Source organism: Streptomyces triticisoli (assembly GCF_003270085.1).
Classification (GTDB): Bacteria; Actinomycetota; Actinomycetes; order Streptomycetales; family Streptomycetaceae; genus Streptomyces; species Streptomyces triticisoli.
On sequence record NZ_QFDQ01000061.1, the window covers coordinates 1 to 18,393 of the forward strand.

The window sequence follows — 18,393 nt, forward strand, 5'->3', positions numbered from 1 at the left end:
GATCCCGGATCGGGCCCTGGGGGTGGGTCTTGGGTCGTTTCCGGGTCGGCCCTGGGTGCCCCCTGGAGGGGCTCTGGGGTGGGCCTTGGGTTGTTTCCGGGCAGGGCCCTGGACCGGATCCCGGGCCGATCCCGGATCGGGCCCTGGGGGTGGGTCTTGGGTCGTTTCCGGGTCGGCCCTGGGTGCCCCCTGGAGGGGCTCTGGGGTGGGCCTTGGGGGGTTTCCGGGGCGGGCCCTGGGGGTGGGTCTTGGGTCGTTTCCGGGTCGGCCCTGGGTGCCCCCTGGAGGGGCTCTGGGGTGGGTCTTGGGCTGTTTCCGGTCCGGGCCCTGGGGCGGGCCTTGGACCGGATCCCGGGCCGGATCCCGAATCGGGCCCTGGGCCCAACCTGGGCCGACCCAGGGCCGGACCCGGGCCCGACCGGGCACCCCCGGGCCGGATCCCGGCCCATGATCACCGCCCTTGGCCGGAGGCGCCCAGGCCGCCGGGGTCGGGGTCAGTCCCTTGAGCGGGGTCGGGATCAGCTCCTTGACCGGAGCTGGGAGCAGCCCCTTGGCCGGGGCCGTACACCGCGCGCGGACCCACCGTGCCGGCGCCCGCCGCGGTGACCCGGTGGCGCAGTTCGCGGTCGGCGGTGGCGACCACCCGGACCCGGCCCACCGCGGCGGCGACCAGCCGGACGATGTGGTCGTCGCCGCTGCCGGGGGCCTCCTCGACCCGTACCCCGGGCACGGACGGCACGCCCCGCGCGGCGCCTTCCAGAACCAGCACGATCTCCAGCGGGCCCGCCACGCCAGGGACGCCGCCGGACACGTACCCGGCGAGCCGGTCGCGCAGACGTTCGGCGGCACCTCGCCGGTCGCGCCACCAGCCGTCGGGGACGGAGCCGACGACATTGGCCCCGTCGACGATCAGCAAGGCGGGGGCAGGGCCCGGGGCGTGTTCCGGGGTGGGCGGCGGAGTCGGCATCCGTGGGTCCTTCCGGTCGGGTTCAGGCGCGGGCCCAGTCCGCGGTGATCCGGCCCACCGCCTCCACGACGCGGGCCGTGAGCTGCTCGTCGGTGCGCAGTCCGATACCGAACTCCAGGTGCAGGAAAGGTACGTGCTGTGCCGCGGCCTTGCGGCCCTGCACGTTCCGCCGGCCCTGCAGCGGGCACGCGCGCGTCCAGGCCCGGCACACCCCGAATCCGTGCTCGCACAGGGAGTCCGCCAGCCGTTGACCCTCGGGGCGGGCAACCTCGCCGACGGCCGTGGAGGCGACGACGTCGTACCCGGGAACGGAGGCAGCGGCGAAGCCGTGCAACTGGATGCCGGGCAGCCCGCGGCGGACCAGTTCCGCGCAGACGGCGTGGAAGACGGTGTCCTGCCGGTGTGCCACGTCCGCCGCGTTCCCCCGCCCGGCTCTGCGGTGGGCACCCGCGAGCACGAGCACGCCGCCGGGGGAGCCCCGCAGCACACACACCCCCAACTGCTCGGTGCCCCGATCGGCCACGGGGTGCGGCACCTGCACCGACCAGCGCGCCCGGCTGTCCAGAGCGACGTACACCCGCCCCCAGCCGCGCGGCGTCACCGCGTCGTCGCCGAGGTCGGCCACCTCGGCACACCGTAGTCCCGAGACCGAGTCGACGAGCGTCCGCACGGTGAAGTCCAGCTGCGAAAGCCGCTGCCGGGCCTGCTCGAACCGGCCGTCCAGCAGCAGCCCGATTCCCTCGGCGACCCCGCCCCGGTCGGCCTGCGCCGACGGCCGGTAACCGCGTCCCGGGCCGAACCGGCCGGTGTAGCCGGCGACCACGTCCGCGAGGTCGGCACCCTCCGCGCGGCTTGCTCCCATGGTGGTGACGATATCCGGGCGCCGGGGAGCACGTCAGGCCCGATCCGCGACACCGTGCCGGCCCGCCTCGTGCACTCCACCCACTTCCGGCCCCGGTCGACGGCCCTGGACCGGCACCCGCTCGGGCATCCGAACGGCAGGGACGAGCCGGGGCCGGCGGACGGCCTGGGTGCGGCTGGCCGGGCGTTGTCCAGGAAGGCGTGCGAGCGGCGCCCGGGGAACTGGTGAACGAACTGCTTATGATGTTCCGAGTTTCAGGGTTCCCGTATCCGCGATACGGAGGGCTGCAGGAAGGTGCACCAGGCCATGCGGAGAAGGCCGGCAGACCCCGTGGGAGCCGCTCCCGCGGACGGGCCCACGGCCACCGAGCGGGGACGGGCCGCGGCCGGGGCCGCCCACGGCACCTGGCTCACCCTCGGCAAGGACGGCCGGCTCAGTCTCTACGCCCCCACCGACGGTGGGCTGTTGAGCTGGACGGAAGCCGTCGTCGGCGGCCCCGAGTGGAGTGGACCGTACTTCGTGGCCGTGGCCGGGCTGACTCACGTGACGGTGGTGCAGGGCGCCGACACCTATGTGCACTTTCTCGGCCGCAGGGAGCGTACCGGCGCGGACGGCTCGCGCACCGTCGACATCGTCCATGCCATTCAGTACCAGACGGGGCTCGCCTTCACCGACTGGCGCTCGCTGGGCAACCCCCACCAGGACCGGGAGCAGGGTGCGCGACTGGGGCCGCCGGTGGGCGCGGTCGCGCCGGACGGCACCGTGCACGTCTTCGCCCGCGGTGCCCAGGGCGGCCTGATGCTGCGTCGCGAGCTCCCCAACGGCAAGTGGCGGGCCTGGGAGGACCTGCGGGGCGCCGGTGTCGACGCGCTGCCCGCGCCGGTGGCCCTCGCCAGTGGCCGGATCGAGGTCTGTGCCGCCGCCAGGACCGGTGTGCTCATCTGGCGCCAACTGGAGCCGGGCGGTGACTTCACGGGGCCGCGAGGCTTCTCGCTGAGCCCGGTGCCGGGCACGGTCGCCGCGCTGGAGACCGGCCCGGACCGGCCCACCTTTCTCTGGGCGGACGCCGTCTCCGGTGGCGCCGCGGCCTGGCGGGTGGGCGGCTCGCCCGTTGCGCTGGGCGGATCCGCGGCCGAGGGGCCGTACGCGACGCTGCGCACCTCGCTGGACGAGGAGGACTGGGTCCTCCTGGCCCACCGCGGTCCTCAGGGGTCCGCGGTGCTCGGCCTGGGCGCCACCGAGAAGGAGGCGGACGGCTTCTGGTGGTACGACCTGGCGGAGGTCTGCCAGGGGACTCCTGCCCTGGCCCGGGACGGGCGCGGGCGGGTGGTCGTGGCGCTGATCGGTCCCGACGGGGTGCCGAAGGTGGCACGCCAGGAGGCCGGTGCCGGCCTCACCCTCACCCGCTGGCACCGGCTCTGACGTTCCCTCCACGCGGAAGCTGCCCGCCGGACGCGGGCGGCCCCGCTGTGAGGATCAACCGCCGGTCGCGGGGGACTTCTTGGCGGACTCGGGGATGGCGGAGTCGGTGCGGATCGCCTTCCAGAGCTGCGTCGCCTGGGGCTCCGCGGCCACGACGCGGTTGGGGTCCACCTTGTCGTACTCCACGGGCAGCATGATCGTCTCCATGCTGGAGGGGTCGACGCCGTTCAGACTGCGCCCGAACTCCGCCAGCTTGGTGAGCGAGGCGAGTTCGGAGTCGGTGGTGAGGGCCGCGGTGAGTTCGTCGGCGATCTTGTATGACTTGGCGGGGCTGCCCAGAAGGTCCTGCTTCTTGATCTCACTCAGCAGGTTCAGCATGAACTGCTGCTGGAGGCTGATGCGTCCGAGGTCGCTGCCGTCGCCGATGCCGTGCCGGGTGCGGACGAACTGCAGGGACTGGGTGCCGTCCAGGCGGTGTGTGCCGGCGGTCAGGTTCAGTCCGCTGGACTTGTCGTGGATGTCCTGGTCGACGGTGACGGTGACCCCGCCGATGGCGTCCACCAGCTCCTTGAAGCCGGCGAAGTCTATCTCCACGTAGTGGTCCATGCGGATGCCGGAGATCTGCTCCACGGTCTTGACCACGCAGGCCGGGCCGACCTGCGCGTAGATGGAGTTGAACATCACGCGGTTCGCCGACGGCACCGTGGCGCCGTCGGACTTGGTGCACTCGGGCCGGGTGACCAGGGTGTCGCGGGGGATGCTGATGGCAACGGCCTTGGTGCGGCCCTCGGGTATGTGCATCACCAGTGCGGTGTCGGAGCGGGCGCCGGAGACCTTGCCGGTGTTCAGCGCCGCGTTGGCCCCGGCCCGCGAGTCGGAGCCCAGGATCAGTATGTTCTGACCGGAGGTGGGCAGCTTCTCGGGTCGGTCGTCGCCGATGGCCCTGTCGATGTCGACGCCCTTGATGTTGCTGTCGAGGCCACTGTAGAGCCAGTAGCCGACGCCCCCTGCGGCCAGCACCAGCACCAGCAGCGTCAACAGCACGATGCGTCCCCAGCGTCTCCTGGTACGCGGGGGAGGCCCGCCGGCCGGTGTCTTCGGGGCATGCCGGGACTCCGTCATGTTCGACATCGTGTTTGATTCCTCTCCTTACGGGCTCCGCGCCGGCGGAGTGGCAGGGCCCGGGTGGGGGAGGCCGGCCCACTGCGTGGTCAATGCAGTGGGAGAACTATAGGCAACTCGACCTGCGGGTCTTGCGGGTGGGCGACGCGGGAGGGCTCGCCGGTACGGCATGTTGGCCTTCTTGACCTTGCTTAAGATTCACTTAAGATGTCGAATCTGTGATCGACGGTTGAGAGTGTCTTCACCGAAGGTCACGGAATCGTGCGATGCCCAGGCGGCCGGGGGGCAGGTCGGGCATGCCGAGCAGGGGTGGGCGTCCACTGTGGAGTGGTGTGCCGTCCGGTGGGCGAAGTGCATGGGCAGGAGTACGAGTTGGCGGGTCATCCGCGTCTGAGCGTTGTCGTCCCGTTCCAGGACGTGGAGGTCTACCTCGCCGAGTGTCTGGAGTCGATAGCGCGCCAGTCGTTCCGCGACTTCGAGGTGATCCTCGTCGACGACGGCTCCACTGACAGGTCCACCCGGATCGCCGAGGACTTCTGCGCCCGTGACCCGCGCTTCCGACTCATCCGCCAGGAGCCGCACGGCCCCGGCCACGCCCGCAACACCGGCCTGCGCGCGATGCACCCCAGGGGCGAGTTCCTCGCCTTCGTCGATGGCGACGACGTCATCCCCGAGTACACCTACGAACTGCTGGTGCGTACCCTGGCGGAGTCCGGCTCGGACTTCGTCTCCGGCAACGTGCAGATGATGAACTCCACGGCGAAGTGGCAGTCCCCGCTGCACAGGGGCCCGATGCAGAAGAATCGGCGCGGTACCCACATCACCAGGTTCGATGCGCTGATCTACGACCGCACCGTCTGGAACAAGGTGTTCCGGCGGTCCTTCTGGGACCACCACGCCATCGAGTTCCCCGAGGGTGTCCTGTACGAGGACTCCTGGGTCAACATGTTCGCCCACTTCCGGGCCGAGAAGGTCGACGTCATCACTGACATCGTCTACTTCTGGCGGCGCCGGGAGGGCGGGGCCGCCCCCTCGATCACGCAGCGCCACACCGAACTGTCCAACCTGCGCGACCGGGTCTCGGCGGTGCAGTCGGTCAGCCGCTTCCTCGCCGATCCGCGCTCGGGCCAGTACGAGGAGAGTAAACGCAAGTACGACCTCGCCTGCCTGACGTCCGACCTGATGCTCCATCTGAAGGTGCTGCCGGACGCCGACGAGGAGTACCGCGAGGCCTTCATGCAGTGGGCCAACGAGTTCCTCGACGAGGCCGACCTCACCATCATCGACGAACTGCCCGCGGACGCCCGGGTCAAGTGGCACCTGGTACGGGCAGGGCGGCTGGCCGAGCTTCTCGAAGTCATCGAGTTCGAGCGGCGCGGCGGTCCCATGCCCGTACATCGCCGCTTCCACCGCTACCTGAAGTACCCCTACCTCGGGGACCGGGAGGTGGGCCTGGACAAGAAGGCGTACCGCCTCGACAAGGAATTCTCCCTGCACGGTTCACTCACCGGAGCCGGCTGGAACCCCGACTCCGATCAGCTGACGCTCACCGGCACGGCGTACATCCGTTTCATCAACGTGCACAAGAAGCACATGTCGGTGAAGGCGATCGCGCTGCGCAACAAGAGGCAGGGGCGCACGCTCATCGCCTCGGCGAGGACCACCTATGCCCCGCAGGCCACGGAACAGTCGCAGCAGAATCGTTACTGTTACGACTGGGCCGGCTTCGAGACACGCTTCGACACGAGCCGTCTGAAGCAGAAGGACAAGTGGGTCGAGGGCACGTGGGACGTCGCCGCCGGTGTCCTCAGCCGCGGGCTGTTCCGCTACCGGGGCATCGACCGGGGCGCCGCGGGCAGCGCGGCCAACCCGCCGTACCGGTACGTCGACCGCAACACGCGCATCCTGCCGCTGTTCGTGCAGGGCAAACTCAAGCTGCGCGTGGAGATCGTGCGCTGCCGGATCACCGGACACCGCCTCGTCGGTGAACAGCTCGAACTGCGCGGTGTCTACCTCGGCCCCACCGTGCCCGAATGGGGCAAGTTCCGGATCACCAGCATGGGTGGTGCCGGGCGCCACGACGCCTGGGTGCGCTTCACTCCCGGCGGCGAGGGCTGGTGCACCTTCACCACCCGGCTGCCGATGCACACCCTCGTCCCGGGGTTCCGGGCCGGTGCCCAGGGCGAGGCGGAGATCCCGCAGTCCTGGAGCATGGGCAGCAACGGCTGGAAGACCACCTTCCACGTCGAGGGCCGGAAGATGACGATCTACCCGGTCATGGCCGAGGACACGGCTGACGGGCACTACCGCATGCCCGCCTCGCTGCAGACCCGCGAGGGCGACCGCGAGGTCGTCGTGCACCGCAACGGCTCCGGCTATCTGGTCCTGTTCGAGCGCGCGACCCTGCCCACGGCGACCGGCTTCGCCTGGCGTGAGGACGGCTCGCTGGAGATCAGCGGCCGGTACGCGGCCGCGGACCGGCTCTCCGAGGCCGAGTACCGGTCCGCCCACATGGTCGTGCGGTCACGGTCACACGGCGCCGAACGCAAGGTCCCCCTCGTCTGGGACGGCAGGAACTTCCGCTGTGTGCTGACCCCGGCCGCGATGCGGACCCTGGGTGGTGACATCCCGCTCGCGGCCGGCCGCTGGGACTTCTTCCTGCGCCGCCAGGACCTCTCCGCGGTGGCCCGCGAGGACCGGCTCGAAGACCTGATGGTGAAGATCGAACAGGATCTCGTGGCCGCGTTTCCGCAGGAGTACGAGGAGAACGAGCGCCGCTACGAACTCCAGGCGGAGGCCTACGACCGTCTGAGCCTGCTCGTCCACTCCGCCATGCCCGACCACGCCCGCGGCCCGTACCGCCAGAAACTGCTGCGCACCAAGGCCTATCCGGCGGCCCGTCGCACACCGGTGCGCCCCGCGGTGCTCTTCGACGCCTTCAAGGGAACCCAGTACTCCGACAGCCCCCGGGCCCTGCACGAGGAACTGCTCCGGCGTGGCGCCCGCCTCGACCACCTGTGGGTCGTGCGCGACGACCAGGTTCCGCTCCCCTCGAGCGTCACCCCCGTCCGCATGTGGTCCCCCGAGTGGTACGAAGCCCTGGCCACCAGCCGGTACATCGTCGCCAACAACCACCTCCCCGATTGGTTCCTCAAGCGCGACGGCCAGGTGGTCGTGCAGACCTGGCACGGTACACCGCTGAAGAAGATCGGCCACGACATCGAGGCCATCCACTTCGCCGACCAGCGCTACCTGGAACGGGTCGAGAAGGAGGTGAAGAGCTGGGACATGCTGGTCTCGCCCAACAGCTTCTCCACCCCGATCCTCAAGCGCGCCTTCGGCTTCGCGGGCGAGATGGTCGAGTCCGGCTACCCGCGCAACGACATCCTGCGCCGCTCCGGCATGGAGCAGCGCGAGCAGTGGATCCGCCGGCGCATCGGGCTGCCCAGGAACAAGCGCGTCGTGATGTACGCCCCCACCTGGCGCGACGACCAGTTCTACGCGCCGGGCAAGTACAAGCTGGACTTCCGCATCGACCTCGCCGACGCCCGTGCCCGGCTGGGTGACGACCACGTGCTCCTGGTCCGCCGCCACCCCAACGTGGTGGATCCGGTCCCGGGGGCCGGTGACGGCTTCGTCTACGACGTCTCCGACTACCCGGACATGGCGGATCTCTCCCTCATCACCGACGTGATGATCACGGACTACTCGTCCCTGATGTTCGACTACGTCAACACCGGCCGCCCCATTCTCTTCTTCACCTACGACCTCGACCACTACCGCGACACCCTCCGCGGCTTCTACTTCGACTTCGAGCGCAGCGCGCCCGGGCCTCTGTTGTCCACCTCCGAGGACCTGGTGACCGCCGTCCGCGACATCGACCGCATCCAGGACGCCTACGCCGAGCGCTACCGCTGGTTCCAGCGCGAGTTCTGTGACCTGGACGACGGGTACGCCTCCGCGCGGCTCGCCGACCGCATGCTGGTCGCGGGTGGCGACCTCGCCTCCGAGGACGCGCAGGCCCCGGCGGGCGGCACCGTCGACACCCGGCACACGGGCCGCGCGCTCACCCCGCTCACCCCGGCCCAGGGGGACTCCCAGGACTGGTTCACCTCGCAACGGCCTACCGCACAGCAGCCCCGGGCCGGGGCCGGCACGATGACGAGAGCGGTGCCGGCCCAGCCGGGCCCGGCGTCCCGACCCTTCCCGGTCGGCCGGCAGACACCCGCCGGGCAGAATCGGCCCGCGACTCCTTCCCAGACGACGCAGTTGACGCCCACACGGCTTCAGCAGCCGTTCGGACGGTCCGCGCCGCCGCAGTCGGACGACGGCCGGACGCACGAGGACGTGAGCGTGTGACACCGAGGACGGTCGGCCATGTCCCCGGCGGGCCGCCCCGGCAGCCGGCCACCCCGAACGGCCGTCGACAGCCATGACCACGCCCGTGAAGCAGCCGGAGGCGGCCACCGCACCCGGCACCCGCAGACGCCCGGACGGGTGTCCCGTCGGCGTACCTTCAGCCGGTCCGCACCCGGAGCAGCAGGGCGAAGTGGTCGGACGCGCCGGTGTCACGCACGGTGCACCGGACGCGGGGCAGCCCGGTGAACAAGTAGTCCAGTTTGTGCCCGGAGACATGGGTGGGCCGGCCGGAGCGGGACGACGCGGACTCCTGGTCGCACTCCCGGTGCGTGCGGTAGGGGCCGCCCGACCAGACCCACGAGGCGGGGTTGCGGGACCCCGGCGGATCCACGTTCAGATCCCCGCCGTAGACCGTGCGCCGCGCGGGCACCGCGGCCGCCAGCGCCTTGAGCTGGTCGTCGCGCAACTCCCAGTCCGGATGGGCGCGGTCGCTTCCCGGCGGGCTGAGGTGGGCGGTGCACACCCGGACGTCATGCGCCGCGGCCGTGGCACAGAGAGCGCCCCGCCGCAGTCCTACGGAGGGCTGCTGTGCGGCCACCGCGGTGACGGCGGACAGCCGGTACGACGAGAGCAGTGCGAAACCCGCGGTGCCCTGCCCGGGCCCGGCACAGCGAACGTCGCTGGTGCGGCCCGAGGCGTCACGCCAGGTGTAGGGCCGGAACTCCGTGTGCCAGGACCGGCCGAGGGCCGCGCGTACCGCCTCCAGATCACCGGCACAGGTCTCCTGCAGGAGGACCACCCGGGCCCCGGACCGGGTGACGAGCCCTTCCAGCTCGCCCCGCTTCGCGGCGCGGCTCCCGGTTCCCCGGCAGTTCCACTGCTCCACACCGCACATGTTCCAGGTCGCCACGGTGAGTGCCCGCTCCGAGGCGAAGGACCGGGCCGGCCCGGACGCCTGTACCACGGTCAGCACGACGGCGAGGCCCAGCAGCGCCGCCGCGGCGGCAACGGCCCTGCGCCCGTGGTGTCCGCGACGGCCGGGTCCGGGCCGGGGGATGGTCCGAGGCATCGGGACATCATGACCGGCCGACCCGTCAAACGCCAAAGAGTGGAACCTCAGCATGTCTAAAGCACCCGCGAAGGGCCGCCAGGTGATCCAGGGGATAGACGCCTCCGGCGGCCACCCCGTCGAGTACCGCTTCTCCCACGCCAGGAGCGGCAACCGGCACCTGATGGTCGTCTTCGCCAACCTCTTCGCTCCGGACGACTACGGCTGGGCCACCGGCATCCTCGACAACCTCCGGTCCAACATTCTCTGGATCCGTGACCGGTTCGACGGCGGCAACACCTACTACCTGTGCAAGGACATGGACTTCGCCGTCGAGAGGTCCGTGATCGGGCTCATCTCGAAGGTGATGAAGTCCCTTGGACTCGCACCCGGCGACGTCACCCTCTGGGGCAGTTCGAAAGGCGGGAGTGCGGCTCTGCACTTCGGCCTGAGGTACGGATTCCGCAACATCGTCGCCAGCGTTCCGCAGTTGCGGATCGGCACGTTCGTACGCGACGTGTATCCGGACGTCGGCCGGCACATGCTGGGCGAGACGATGCCGGACGACAACGTCCGTGTCCTCGACGCGATCCTGCCCGGCCTGCTGGAGTCGGGTGCGAACCCGGACGCGCACATCTACCTGGTGTCCTCGCCGCAGGACGAGCAGTACAACAGCCAGGTGGAGCCGTTCCTGGGGCTGTTGCAGCGGTACCGCAACTTCAACTTCATCTTCAGCGAGTCCCCGTTCATCAGCGACCACGGGAAGGTGACCCAGCGCAACACGCCGCCTCTGCTCGGGATCGCCTACCTGCTCGTCGAGGGAATCGCCCCCCGTATCGGCCTCACCCGCCACGGGTACGAGGAGCCCGACGCCGACAGGTCCGGGATCGAGGCCTACCTGAAGTCGACCTCGGTGGTGCAGGACTCGTTCGCCCCACCCGTCGTGACCGTGCCCGCGATGGACGGGATGCTGCCCCCCGAAGGTGTTCACCTCGCGGGGCACGCGCCCGGAGCCGTGCGCGTGAGCCTCTGGGAGAACGGCACCTACCTGGCGTCCGCCCCGGTCGCCGCCGACGGCGGCTGGGTCTGGAACCGGGACAGGCCGTGGAGCACGGGCCCCCATGTGGTGAGGCTCTTCTCCGTGGACGCGAACGGCTACCAGTCCGCACGCGCCGATGTCCGGTTCACCGTCTCCGAACACGCGGCGGCGCGGTCGGACGCGCACGTCATGAACGTCTCGGCCGGTGCGGCAGCCACCGGGTACTGAGCCCACCCGAGTACGCAGTACGACAGAGACTGGATCCACGCACATGTCCAAAGCACCCGCGAACGGCCGGCACCTGCTCGTCGGCGTCGAAGCCTCGGGGACGTTTCCGGTCGAGTACCGGTTCGCCCATGCCAAGAGCGGCAACCGGCACCTGGTCGTCGTCTTCGCCAACTTCTCGGCCCCCGACGACTACGGCTGGTCGAACGGAGTCTTCGACAACGTGCGGGCCAACATCCTGTGGATCCGTGACCGGTTCCACGGGATGAACAGCTACTACCTGTGCAAGGAGATGGACTTCGGGCTGGAGGAGTCCGTCGCCGCCCTGATCTTCAACGTCATGAAGGCCCTGTCCCTCACTCCGGACGACGTCACCCTGTGGGGCGGCTCCAAGGGCGGCAGCGCGGCACTGTACTTCGGGCTGCGCTACGGCTTCCGCAACATCGTCTCCATCGTGCCGCAGTTCCTGATCGGGACGTATGTGCGGAAGGTCCATCCCAGGGTGGCCGCCTTCATGCTGGGGGAGGGGGTGCCGGAGGAGAACGTGCGGGCCGTGGACGCGATCCTGCCCGACCTGGTCCGTTCCGAGGCCCACCGCACCGCGAACATCTACCTCCTCTCCTCACCCCAGGACGAGCAGTACCCGGAGCAGGTGGAACCCTTCCTGGGCCTCTTCCAGAGGTACGAGAACTTCAACTTCATCTACAGCGAGTCGCCGTTCATCACCGACCACACCCAGGTCACCCGACGCAACGTACCCGCCCTCATGGGCATCCTGAACCTGCTCGCGGACGGCCTCCCACCGCGCCTCGGCCACGTCCGCAACGGGTACGAGGAACCTGACCGCGACCCGTCGGCCATCACCTCCTACCTCACCGCCACCTCCGTGGTGAGAGGGGAGGAGTTCCCGCCGCCCGTGGTGACGGCGCCGGCGCCGCAGGAGGAGGTGCGCCGGGACGCCGTACGGTTCACTGGCTACGCCCGGGGAGCCGTCCGAGTGGTCGTCTGGGAGCACGGGAAGTACTTGGGGCAAACCGATGTCGCCGCCGACGGCAGCTGGTCCTGGGAGCTGGGCAGGGCCTGGAGCAGGGGTAAGCACCCCGTGAAGCTCTACGGGGTGGCCCCGGAGGGCTTCCAGACGGCGCGGATCGAGGTGAACTTCACTGCGGTGGACGGCGCGGACACGGCTGCGACCGTTCCGGCAGGTCCCGGGACACAGCCTCCGAGCCTGGACTCCGTGCTGTCGGGAGCGGAGGAGAGCCTGTCCGCGCCCGTGGTGCTGGAACCCATGGCCCACGAACAGGTGATGGACCCCCGGGTGGTGTTCGCCGGGTCTGCCACGGGCGCGGCCCAAGTGGGATTTTGGGAGAGCGGCGTGCTGCTGGGACGCGCCGAGGTCGCCCCGAACGGCAGCTGGTCATGGGACTCGGGCCGGCCCTGGAGCGAGGGCATGCACGTGGTCGACGTCTTCACGGTGGACGCCTCCGGCGGCAAGTCACCGGTGACCCGCGTGCTCTTCACCGTCATGAACGCCTCTGCCGGGGCGGCGACGACCCCGTACTACGGGGGGAACCACTAGGCGGGGTGCGCCCTCCGGCCGGGCGCACGACGCGCCGATCCGAAGAGGGCCTCCGCCGCCGGCGGAGGCCCTCTTCAGCTGTCGGTGTGCGGGACGGCTACGCCGGAACGCTCGCCACCCCCGGCTGAAGGAACCGCTTCCCGTTCACCCGCTCGCTGACGCCCTCGCGGTCCAGGTACGGCGTGATGCCGCCCAGGTGGAAGGGCCAGCCGGCGCCGGTGATCAGGCAGAGGTCGATGTCCTGGGCCTCGGCGACGACGCCCTCGTCGAGCATCAGGCCGATCTCCTGGGCCACCGCGTCCAGGACACGGGCGCGGACCTGGTCCTCCGTCAGGACCACATCGCCCTGCTTCAGGAGCGCGGCGACCTCCGGGTCCAGCTCGGGCTTGCCGCTGTCGTAGACGTAGAAGCCGCGCTTGCCGGCCTCGACGACCGCCTTGAGGTTCGAGGAGACCTTGAAGCGGTCCGGGAACGCCTTGTTGAGGGTCTCCGAGACGTGCAGGCCGATCGCCGGGCCGACCAGTTCGAGGAGGACCAGCGGGGACATCGGCAGGCCCAGCGGCTCCACCGCCTTCTCCGCCACCTCGACCGGGGTGCCCTCGTCGATGACGTTCTGGATCTCGCCCATGAAGCGGGTCAGGATGCGGTTGACCACGAACGCCGGGGCGTCCTTGACCAGCACCGCCGTCTTCTTCAGCTTCCTGGCCACCGCGAAGGCGGTCGCCAGCGAGGCGTCGTCCGTCTGCTCGCCGCGGACGATCTCCAGCAGCGGCAGGATCGCCACCGGGTTGAAGAAGTGGAAGCCGACGACCCGCTCGGGGTGCTTCAGCTTCGACGCCATCTCCGTCACGGAGAGGGAGGAGGTGTTGGTGGCGAAGATCGCGTGCGCCGGGGCGACCGCCTCGACCTCCGCGAACACCTGCTGCTTGACGCCGATCTCCTCGAAGACGGCCTCGATGACGAAGTCGGCGTCCGCGAAGCCCTCCGCCTTGTCCAGGACACCGGTGACCAGCGCCTTGAGGCGGTTGGCCTTGTCCTGGTTGACACGGCCCCTGCCGAGCAGCTTGTCGATCTCGGCGTGGACGTAGCCCACGCCCTTGTCGACGCGCTCCTGGTCGATGTCGGTCAGGACGACCGGCACCTCCAGGCGGCGCAGGAAGAGCAGGGCCAGCTGGGAGGCCATCAGGCCCGCGCCGACCACGCCCACCTTCGTCACCGGGCGCGCCAGGTTCTTGTCCGGGGCGCCCACCGGGCGCTTGCCGCGCTTCTGCACGAGGTTGAACGCGTAGAGGCCGGCGCGCAGTTCACCGCCCATGATCAGGTCCGCGAGGGCCTGGTCCTCGGCGTCGAAGCCCTGCTGCAGGTCGCCGTTCCTGGCGTCGGCGATGATGTCCAGGGCGCGGTAGGCGGCCGGGGCCGCGCCGTGCACCTTGGAGTCGGCGATGAACCGACCGCGCGCGACGGCCTGGTCCCAGGCCTCACCGCGGTCGATCACCGGGCGCTCGACCTCGGTCTCGCCCTTGAGGACGGACGCCGTCCAGACCAGCGACTGCTCCAGGAAGTCCGCGCCCTCGAACAGCGCGTCGGCGATGCCGAGTTCGTGGACCTGCTTGCCCTTGAGCTGCTTGTTCTGGTTGAGGCTGTTCTCGATGATGACCGTGACGGCCCGGTCCGCGCCGATCAGGTTCGGCAGCAGCGTGCAGCCGCCCCAGCCCGGGACCAGGCCCAGGAACACCTCGGGCAGCGAGAACGCCGGGAGGGCCGCCGACACCGTGCGGTAGGTGCAGTGCAGGCCGACCTCGACGCCGCCGCCCATCGCCGCGCCGTTGTAGTAGGCGAAGGTGGGGACGGCCAGCTGGGACAGCCGCTTGAAGACCTCGTGGCCACCCTTGCCGATGGCCAGCGCGTGCTCGTGCCGCTCCAGCAGCTCCACGCCCTTGAGGTCGGCGCCGACCGCGAAGATGAACGGCTTGCCGGTGATGCCGACGCCGACGATCTCGCCGTCCGCGGCCTCCTTCTCGACCTGGTCGATGGCGGCGTCGAGGTTCGCCAGCGACTGCGGGCCGAAGGTGGTCGGCTTGGTGTGGTCCAGGCCGTTGTCCAGGGTGATGAGAGCGAAGCGCCCTGCGCCCAGCGGGAGGTCGAAGTGGCGTACGTGCGCCTGGGTGACGACCTCGTCCGGGAACAGCTCGGCCGCGCCCTTCAACAGCTCAGCGGTGGTGCTCACTTGTCGCCTCCGTCGAAGTTGGGGTTCTCCCAGATGACCGTCGCGCCCATGCCGAAGCCGACGCACATGGTGGTCAGGCCGTAACGGACCTGCGGCTGCTCCTCGAACTGGCGGGCCAGCTGCGTCATCAGACGGACGCCCGAGGAGGCCAGCGGGTGACCGTAGGCGATCGCGCCGCCGTACTGGTTGACGCGCTCGTCGTCGTCCGCGATGCCGTAGTGCTCGAGGAAGGCCAGGACCTGCACGGCGAAGGCCTCGTTGATCTCGAACAGGCCGATGTCACCGATACCGAGCCCCGCCTTGGCCAGGGCCTTCTCCGTGGCCGGGATCGGGCCGTAGCCCATGACCTCCGGCTCCACGCCCGCGAAGGCGTAGGAGACCAGGCGCATCTTGACCGGCAGGTCGTTCTCGCGGGCGAACTCCTCGCTCGCGATGACCGAGGCGGTGGCGCCGTCGTTCAGGCCGGCCGCGTTGCCCGCGGTGACCCGGCCGTGCACGCGGAACGGCGTCTTGAGGTTCGCCAGGTTCTCCAGGGTGGTGCCCGGGCGCATCGGCTCGTCGGCCGTGACCAGGCCCCAGCCGGTCTCTCCGCCCTCGGGGTTGGTACGGCGGACCGAGATCGGCACCAGGTCCTGCTGGATCCTGCCGTTGGCGTACGCCTTGGCGGCCTTCTCCTGCGAGCGCACCGCGTACTTGTCGGCGCGCTCCTTGGTGATCTGCGGGTAGCGGTCGTGCAGGTTCTCCGCGGTCATGCCCATGAACAGGGCCGACTCGTCGACCAGCTTCTCGCTGACGAACCGCGGGTTGGGGTCCACGCCCTCGCCCATCGGGTGGCGGCCCATGTGCTCGACACCGCCCGCGATGGCGACGTCGTACGCGCCGAAGGCGATGGAGCCGGAGACCGAGGTCACCGCGGTCAGCGCACCCGCGCACATGCGGTCGATCGAGTAGCCGGGCACCGAGGTGGGCAGGCCCGCGAGGATGCCCGCGGTGCGACCGATGGTCAGACCCTGGTCGCCGATCTGCGTGGTCGCGGCGACGGCGACCTCGTCGATCTTCTTCGGGTCGAGGCCGGGGTTGCGGCGCAGCAGCTCCCGGATCGCCTTCACGACGAGGTCGTCGGCGCGGGTCTCGTGGTAGATGCCCTTCGGGCCCGCCTTGCCGAACGGGGTGCGGACGCCGTCGACGAAGACGACGTCCCTGACGGTACGAGGCACGATGGCTTCTCCTCCAGGGTGCGGGGTGGCACTGCCGCGCAGCACTGAGCGCGCGCTCAGGCTCCATGCTACTCATCGGTAATGTTGCTGCCCAGTCTCCACGCCCACAGCGGTGAACATCACACCGGACGTCACACCGACGGAGGAGCCGTCGAGCCCCGGGGGGTCAGCACGGGAGTCGGCACGGTGTGCGAGCCCGGACCCTCCTGCGTGAGCACGCCGAACAGCGTGCGGGCCACGTCCGCGCCGAAGCCGTGCACGTCGTGGCTCATCACGGACAGGGTCGGGTGGGTCAGCCGGCACAACTGCGAGTCGTCCCAGGCCAGCAGCGAGACATCGGCCGGGACGCGCAGGCCCATCTCCGCGGCCACCGACAGTCCGGCCACCGCCATGATGTCGTTGTCGTACACGATCGCGGTCGGCCGGTCCGCAGGGACGGAGGTCAGCAGCGACCGTGTCGCCCGCGCCCCCGCCTCACCCGAGAAGTCGGTCGCCACCTGCCACGCCCCGGCCAGGCCCAGGCTCCGCGCGGCCGCGTCGAACGCCGCCGTACGGATCACCGTGTGCCCGAAGGACGCCGCGCCGCCGACCCGGGCGACCCGCCGGTGCCCGAGCGCCGCCAGATAGCGCACCGCCTCGGTCACCGCCGTGGCGTCGTCCGTCCACACGGAGGTGAGCCCCCCCGGTCAGCGAGGGGTGGCCCCACGGCGACCACCGGCAGCCCCAGCCGCTCGGCCACGGTCGGCCGCGGGTCGTCGGTGTGGAAGTCGACGAGGATCGAGCCCGCGATCTGCCGGGCCCTCCACCACGACTCCAGCAGGCCCGCCTCCTCCTCCTCGGGACCGCGTACGAGCCGCAGCAGCAGCGAGCAGGAGTGCTCGGTCAGGACGCTCTCCACACCCGAGACGAACTCCATTGGGAAGGCCGGTAGGAAGGCCAGACGGGAAGACCAGGTGGGAAGACCAGGTGGGAAAGGGGATCAGGCGTCCGTGGCCGACAGCGCCTTCGCCAACACCGGAGACACCTGCTCCACCTGCCAGGGCCGCGCACCGTACCCGGCCAGCGTGACGCCGACCGACTCGACGTCGGCACTCCTCGGCGGCTCCCAGCAGAGCCGCCGTACGGCATCCGGGGAGACGAGGTTCTCCTGCGGCATGTTCAACCGCTCGGCCAGCGCCGACACGGCGGCCTTGGCCGCGGCCAGCCGCGCCGCCGCCGCGGGGGCCTTGTCGGCCCAGGTCCGGGGCGGCGGGGGCCCGGTCACCGGCTGCCCGGAATGGGGCAGTTCGGAGTCGTCGAGGGCCCTGGCCCGGTCGACCGCGGCCTGCCACTGCTCCAGTTGCCGCCGCCCCATGCGGTGCCCGAAGCCGTTCAGCGCGGCGAGGACGTGCACGTTGGACGGGAGGGAGAGCGCGGCCTGCACGATGGCCGCGTCCGACAGCACCTTGCCCGGCGAGACGTCCCGCCGCTGGGCGATGCGGTCCCGGGTCTGCCACAGTTCCCGTACGACGGCGAGCTGCCGCCTGCGCCGCACCTTGTGCACCCCGGACGTGCGCCGCCAGGGGTCCTTGCGGGGCTCGGACGGCGGGGCCGAGGCGATGGCGTCGAACTCCTGCAGGGCCCACTCCAGCTTGCCCTGCCGGTCGAGCTCCTTCTCCAGCGCGTCACGCAGGTCGACGAGGAGTTCCACGTCGAGCGCCGCGTACCGCAGCCACGGCTCGGGCAGCGGGCGGGTGGACCAGTCGACGGCGGAGTGGCCCTTCTCCAGGGCGAAGCCGAGGACGCCCTCGACCATCGCGCCGAGTCCGACCCGCGGGAACCCGGCGAGCCGGCCGGCCAGCTCGGTGTCGAACAGGGCGGTGGGCGCCATGCCTATCTCGCGCAGGCAGGGCAGGTCCTGGGTGGCGGCGTGCAGCACCCACTCCACGCCGGACAGGGCCTGGCCGATACTGGACAGGTCGGGGCAGGCGGCGGGGTCGATCAGCGCGGTGCCGGCGCCCTCGCGGCGCAGCTGCACCAGGTAGGCGCGCTGGCCGTAGCGGTAGCCGGACGCCCGCTCGGCGTCGACGGCGACGGGGCCGGAGCCGGCGGCGAAGGCGGTGGCCACCTGGGCGAGGCCGTCCGCGTCGGCGATGACGGGCGGTATGCCCTCGCGGGGCTCGAGCAGCGGGATCGGCACCCCGGTGTCAGAGGATCCGCCGTCGCCCGGAGGAGCGCCTCCGGTGGTTCGCAGTGAGCTGTCTGCTGCGGTCTCTTGGGCGTCGGTCACCTGTCAAGAATATCCGTGGATGGACGGCGCCCGCCGACGGAACGTTCCGTCGGCGGG

At 70.8% G+C, this 18,393-nt stretch carries 10 protein-coding genes and 2 pseudogenes; 4 read left to right on the plus strand and 8 right to left on the minus strand.

Features of this window, described 5'->3' with window-relative positions; translation table 11 throughout:
* Positions 1-556 precede the first annotated feature (556 nt).
* Both DEP02_RS11255 and DEP02_RS11260 read right to left on the minus strand, forming a co-directional pair.
* A pseudogene (locus DEP02_RS11255) lies at positions 557-967 on the minus strand (PIN domain-containing protein); the annotation flags it as partial.
* A gap of 22 nt (positions 968-989) precedes the next feature.
* On the minus strand, positions 990-1,829 hold the full coding sequence (locus DEP02_RS11260) for a hypothetical protein (protein WP_112467205.1): 840 nt from the start codon (positions 1,827-1,829) through the stop codon (positions 990-992).
* A 330-nt stretch (positions 1,830-2,159) separates the two neighbouring features.
* Here DEP02_RS11260 and DEP02_RS11265 point away from each other — a divergent pair, with 330 nt between their 5' ends.
* Positions 2,160-3,251, plus strand: a complete 1,092-nt coding sequence (locus DEP02_RS11265; protein ID WP_332871950.1) for a PLL family lectin — start codon at positions 2,160-2,162, stop codon at positions 3,249-3,251.
* A gap of 54 nt (positions 3,252-3,305) precedes the next feature.
* Here the strand turns inward: DEP02_RS11265 and DEP02_RS11270 are convergent, their stop codons facing one another.
* Positions 3,306-4,373, minus strand: coding sequence for an LCP family protein (locus tag DEP02_RS11270; RefSeq protein WP_438947748.1), 1,068 nt, complete (start codon positions 4,371-4,373; stop codon positions 3,306-3,308).
* Between the two features lie 342 nt (positions 4,374-4,715).
* Between DEP02_RS11270 and DEP02_RS11275 the strand changes: the two genes are divergently transcribed.
* Complete coding sequence (locus DEP02_RS11275; RefSeq protein ID WP_232839056.1) at positions 4,716-8,732, plus strand: bifunctional glycosyltransferase/CDP-glycerol:glycerophosphate glycerophosphotransferase; 4,017 nt, start codon at positions 4,716-4,718, stop codon at positions 8,730-8,732.
* A 157-nt stretch (positions 8,733-8,889) separates the two neighbouring features.
* Here DEP02_RS11275 and DEP02_RS11280 read toward each other — a convergent pair whose 3' ends face one another.
* Positions 8,890-9,801 (minus strand): endonuclease/exonuclease/phosphatase family protein, encoded by a 912-nt coding sequence (locus DEP02_RS11280; protein ID WP_112467209.1) that lies wholly within the window; start codon positions 9,799-9,801, stop codon positions 8,890-8,892.
* 52 nt (positions 9,802-9,853) lie between these two features.
* Between DEP02_RS11280 and DEP02_RS11285 the strand changes: the two genes are divergently transcribed.
* The gene (locus DEP02_RS11285; protein WP_198668384.1) at positions 9,854-11,047 is read left to right on the plus strand and encodes a hypothetical protein; all 1,194 of its coding nucleotides are present in this window, start codon (positions 9,854-9,856) and stop codon (positions 11,045-11,047) included.
* Positions 11,048-11,090: 43 nt separating this feature from the next.
* Positions 11,091-12,623 carry a hypothetical protein gene (locus DEP02_RS11290; protein WP_112467210.1) on the plus strand — a complete coding sequence of 511 codons (1,533 nt, stop codon included), beginning with the start codon at positions 11,091-11,093 and terminating at the stop codon, positions 12,621-12,623.
* A gap of 97 nt (positions 12,624-12,720) precedes the next feature.
* Here DEP02_RS11290 and DEP02_RS11295 read toward each other — a convergent pair whose 3' ends face one another.
* The 4 genes and pseudogenes from DEP02_RS11295 to DEP02_RS11310 form a co-directional block, all read right to left on the minus strand.
* Positions 12,721-14,850: a 3-hydroxyacyl-CoA dehydrogenase NAD-binding domain-containing protein gene (locus DEP02_RS11295; RefSeq protein ID WP_112467211.1), complete on the minus strand. Its 2,130-nt coding sequence runs from the start codon at positions 14,848-14,850 to the stop codon at positions 12,721-12,723.
* Positions 14,847-16,067 carry a thiolase family protein gene (locus DEP02_RS11300; RefSeq protein WP_112467212.1) on the minus strand — a complete coding sequence of 407 codons (1,221 nt, stop codon included), beginning with the start codon at positions 16,065-16,067 and terminating at the stop codon, positions 14,847-14,849. The genes DEP02_RS11295 and DEP02_RS11300 overlap by 4 nt, the downstream gene beginning before the upstream one ends.
* Positions 16,068-16,198: 131 nt before the next feature.
* Positions 16,199-16,992: pseudogene (locus DEP02_RS11305) on the minus strand (LacI family DNA-binding transcriptional regulator); the annotation flags it as partial.
* Between the two features lie 54 nt (positions 16,993-17,046).
* Positions 17,047-18,336: a ribonuclease D gene (locus DEP02_RS11310; protein WP_112467213.1), complete on the minus strand. Its 1,290-nt coding sequence runs from the start codon at positions 18,334-18,336 to the stop codon at positions 17,047-17,049.
* Between the last annotated feature and the right edge of the window lie 57 nt (positions 18,337-18,393).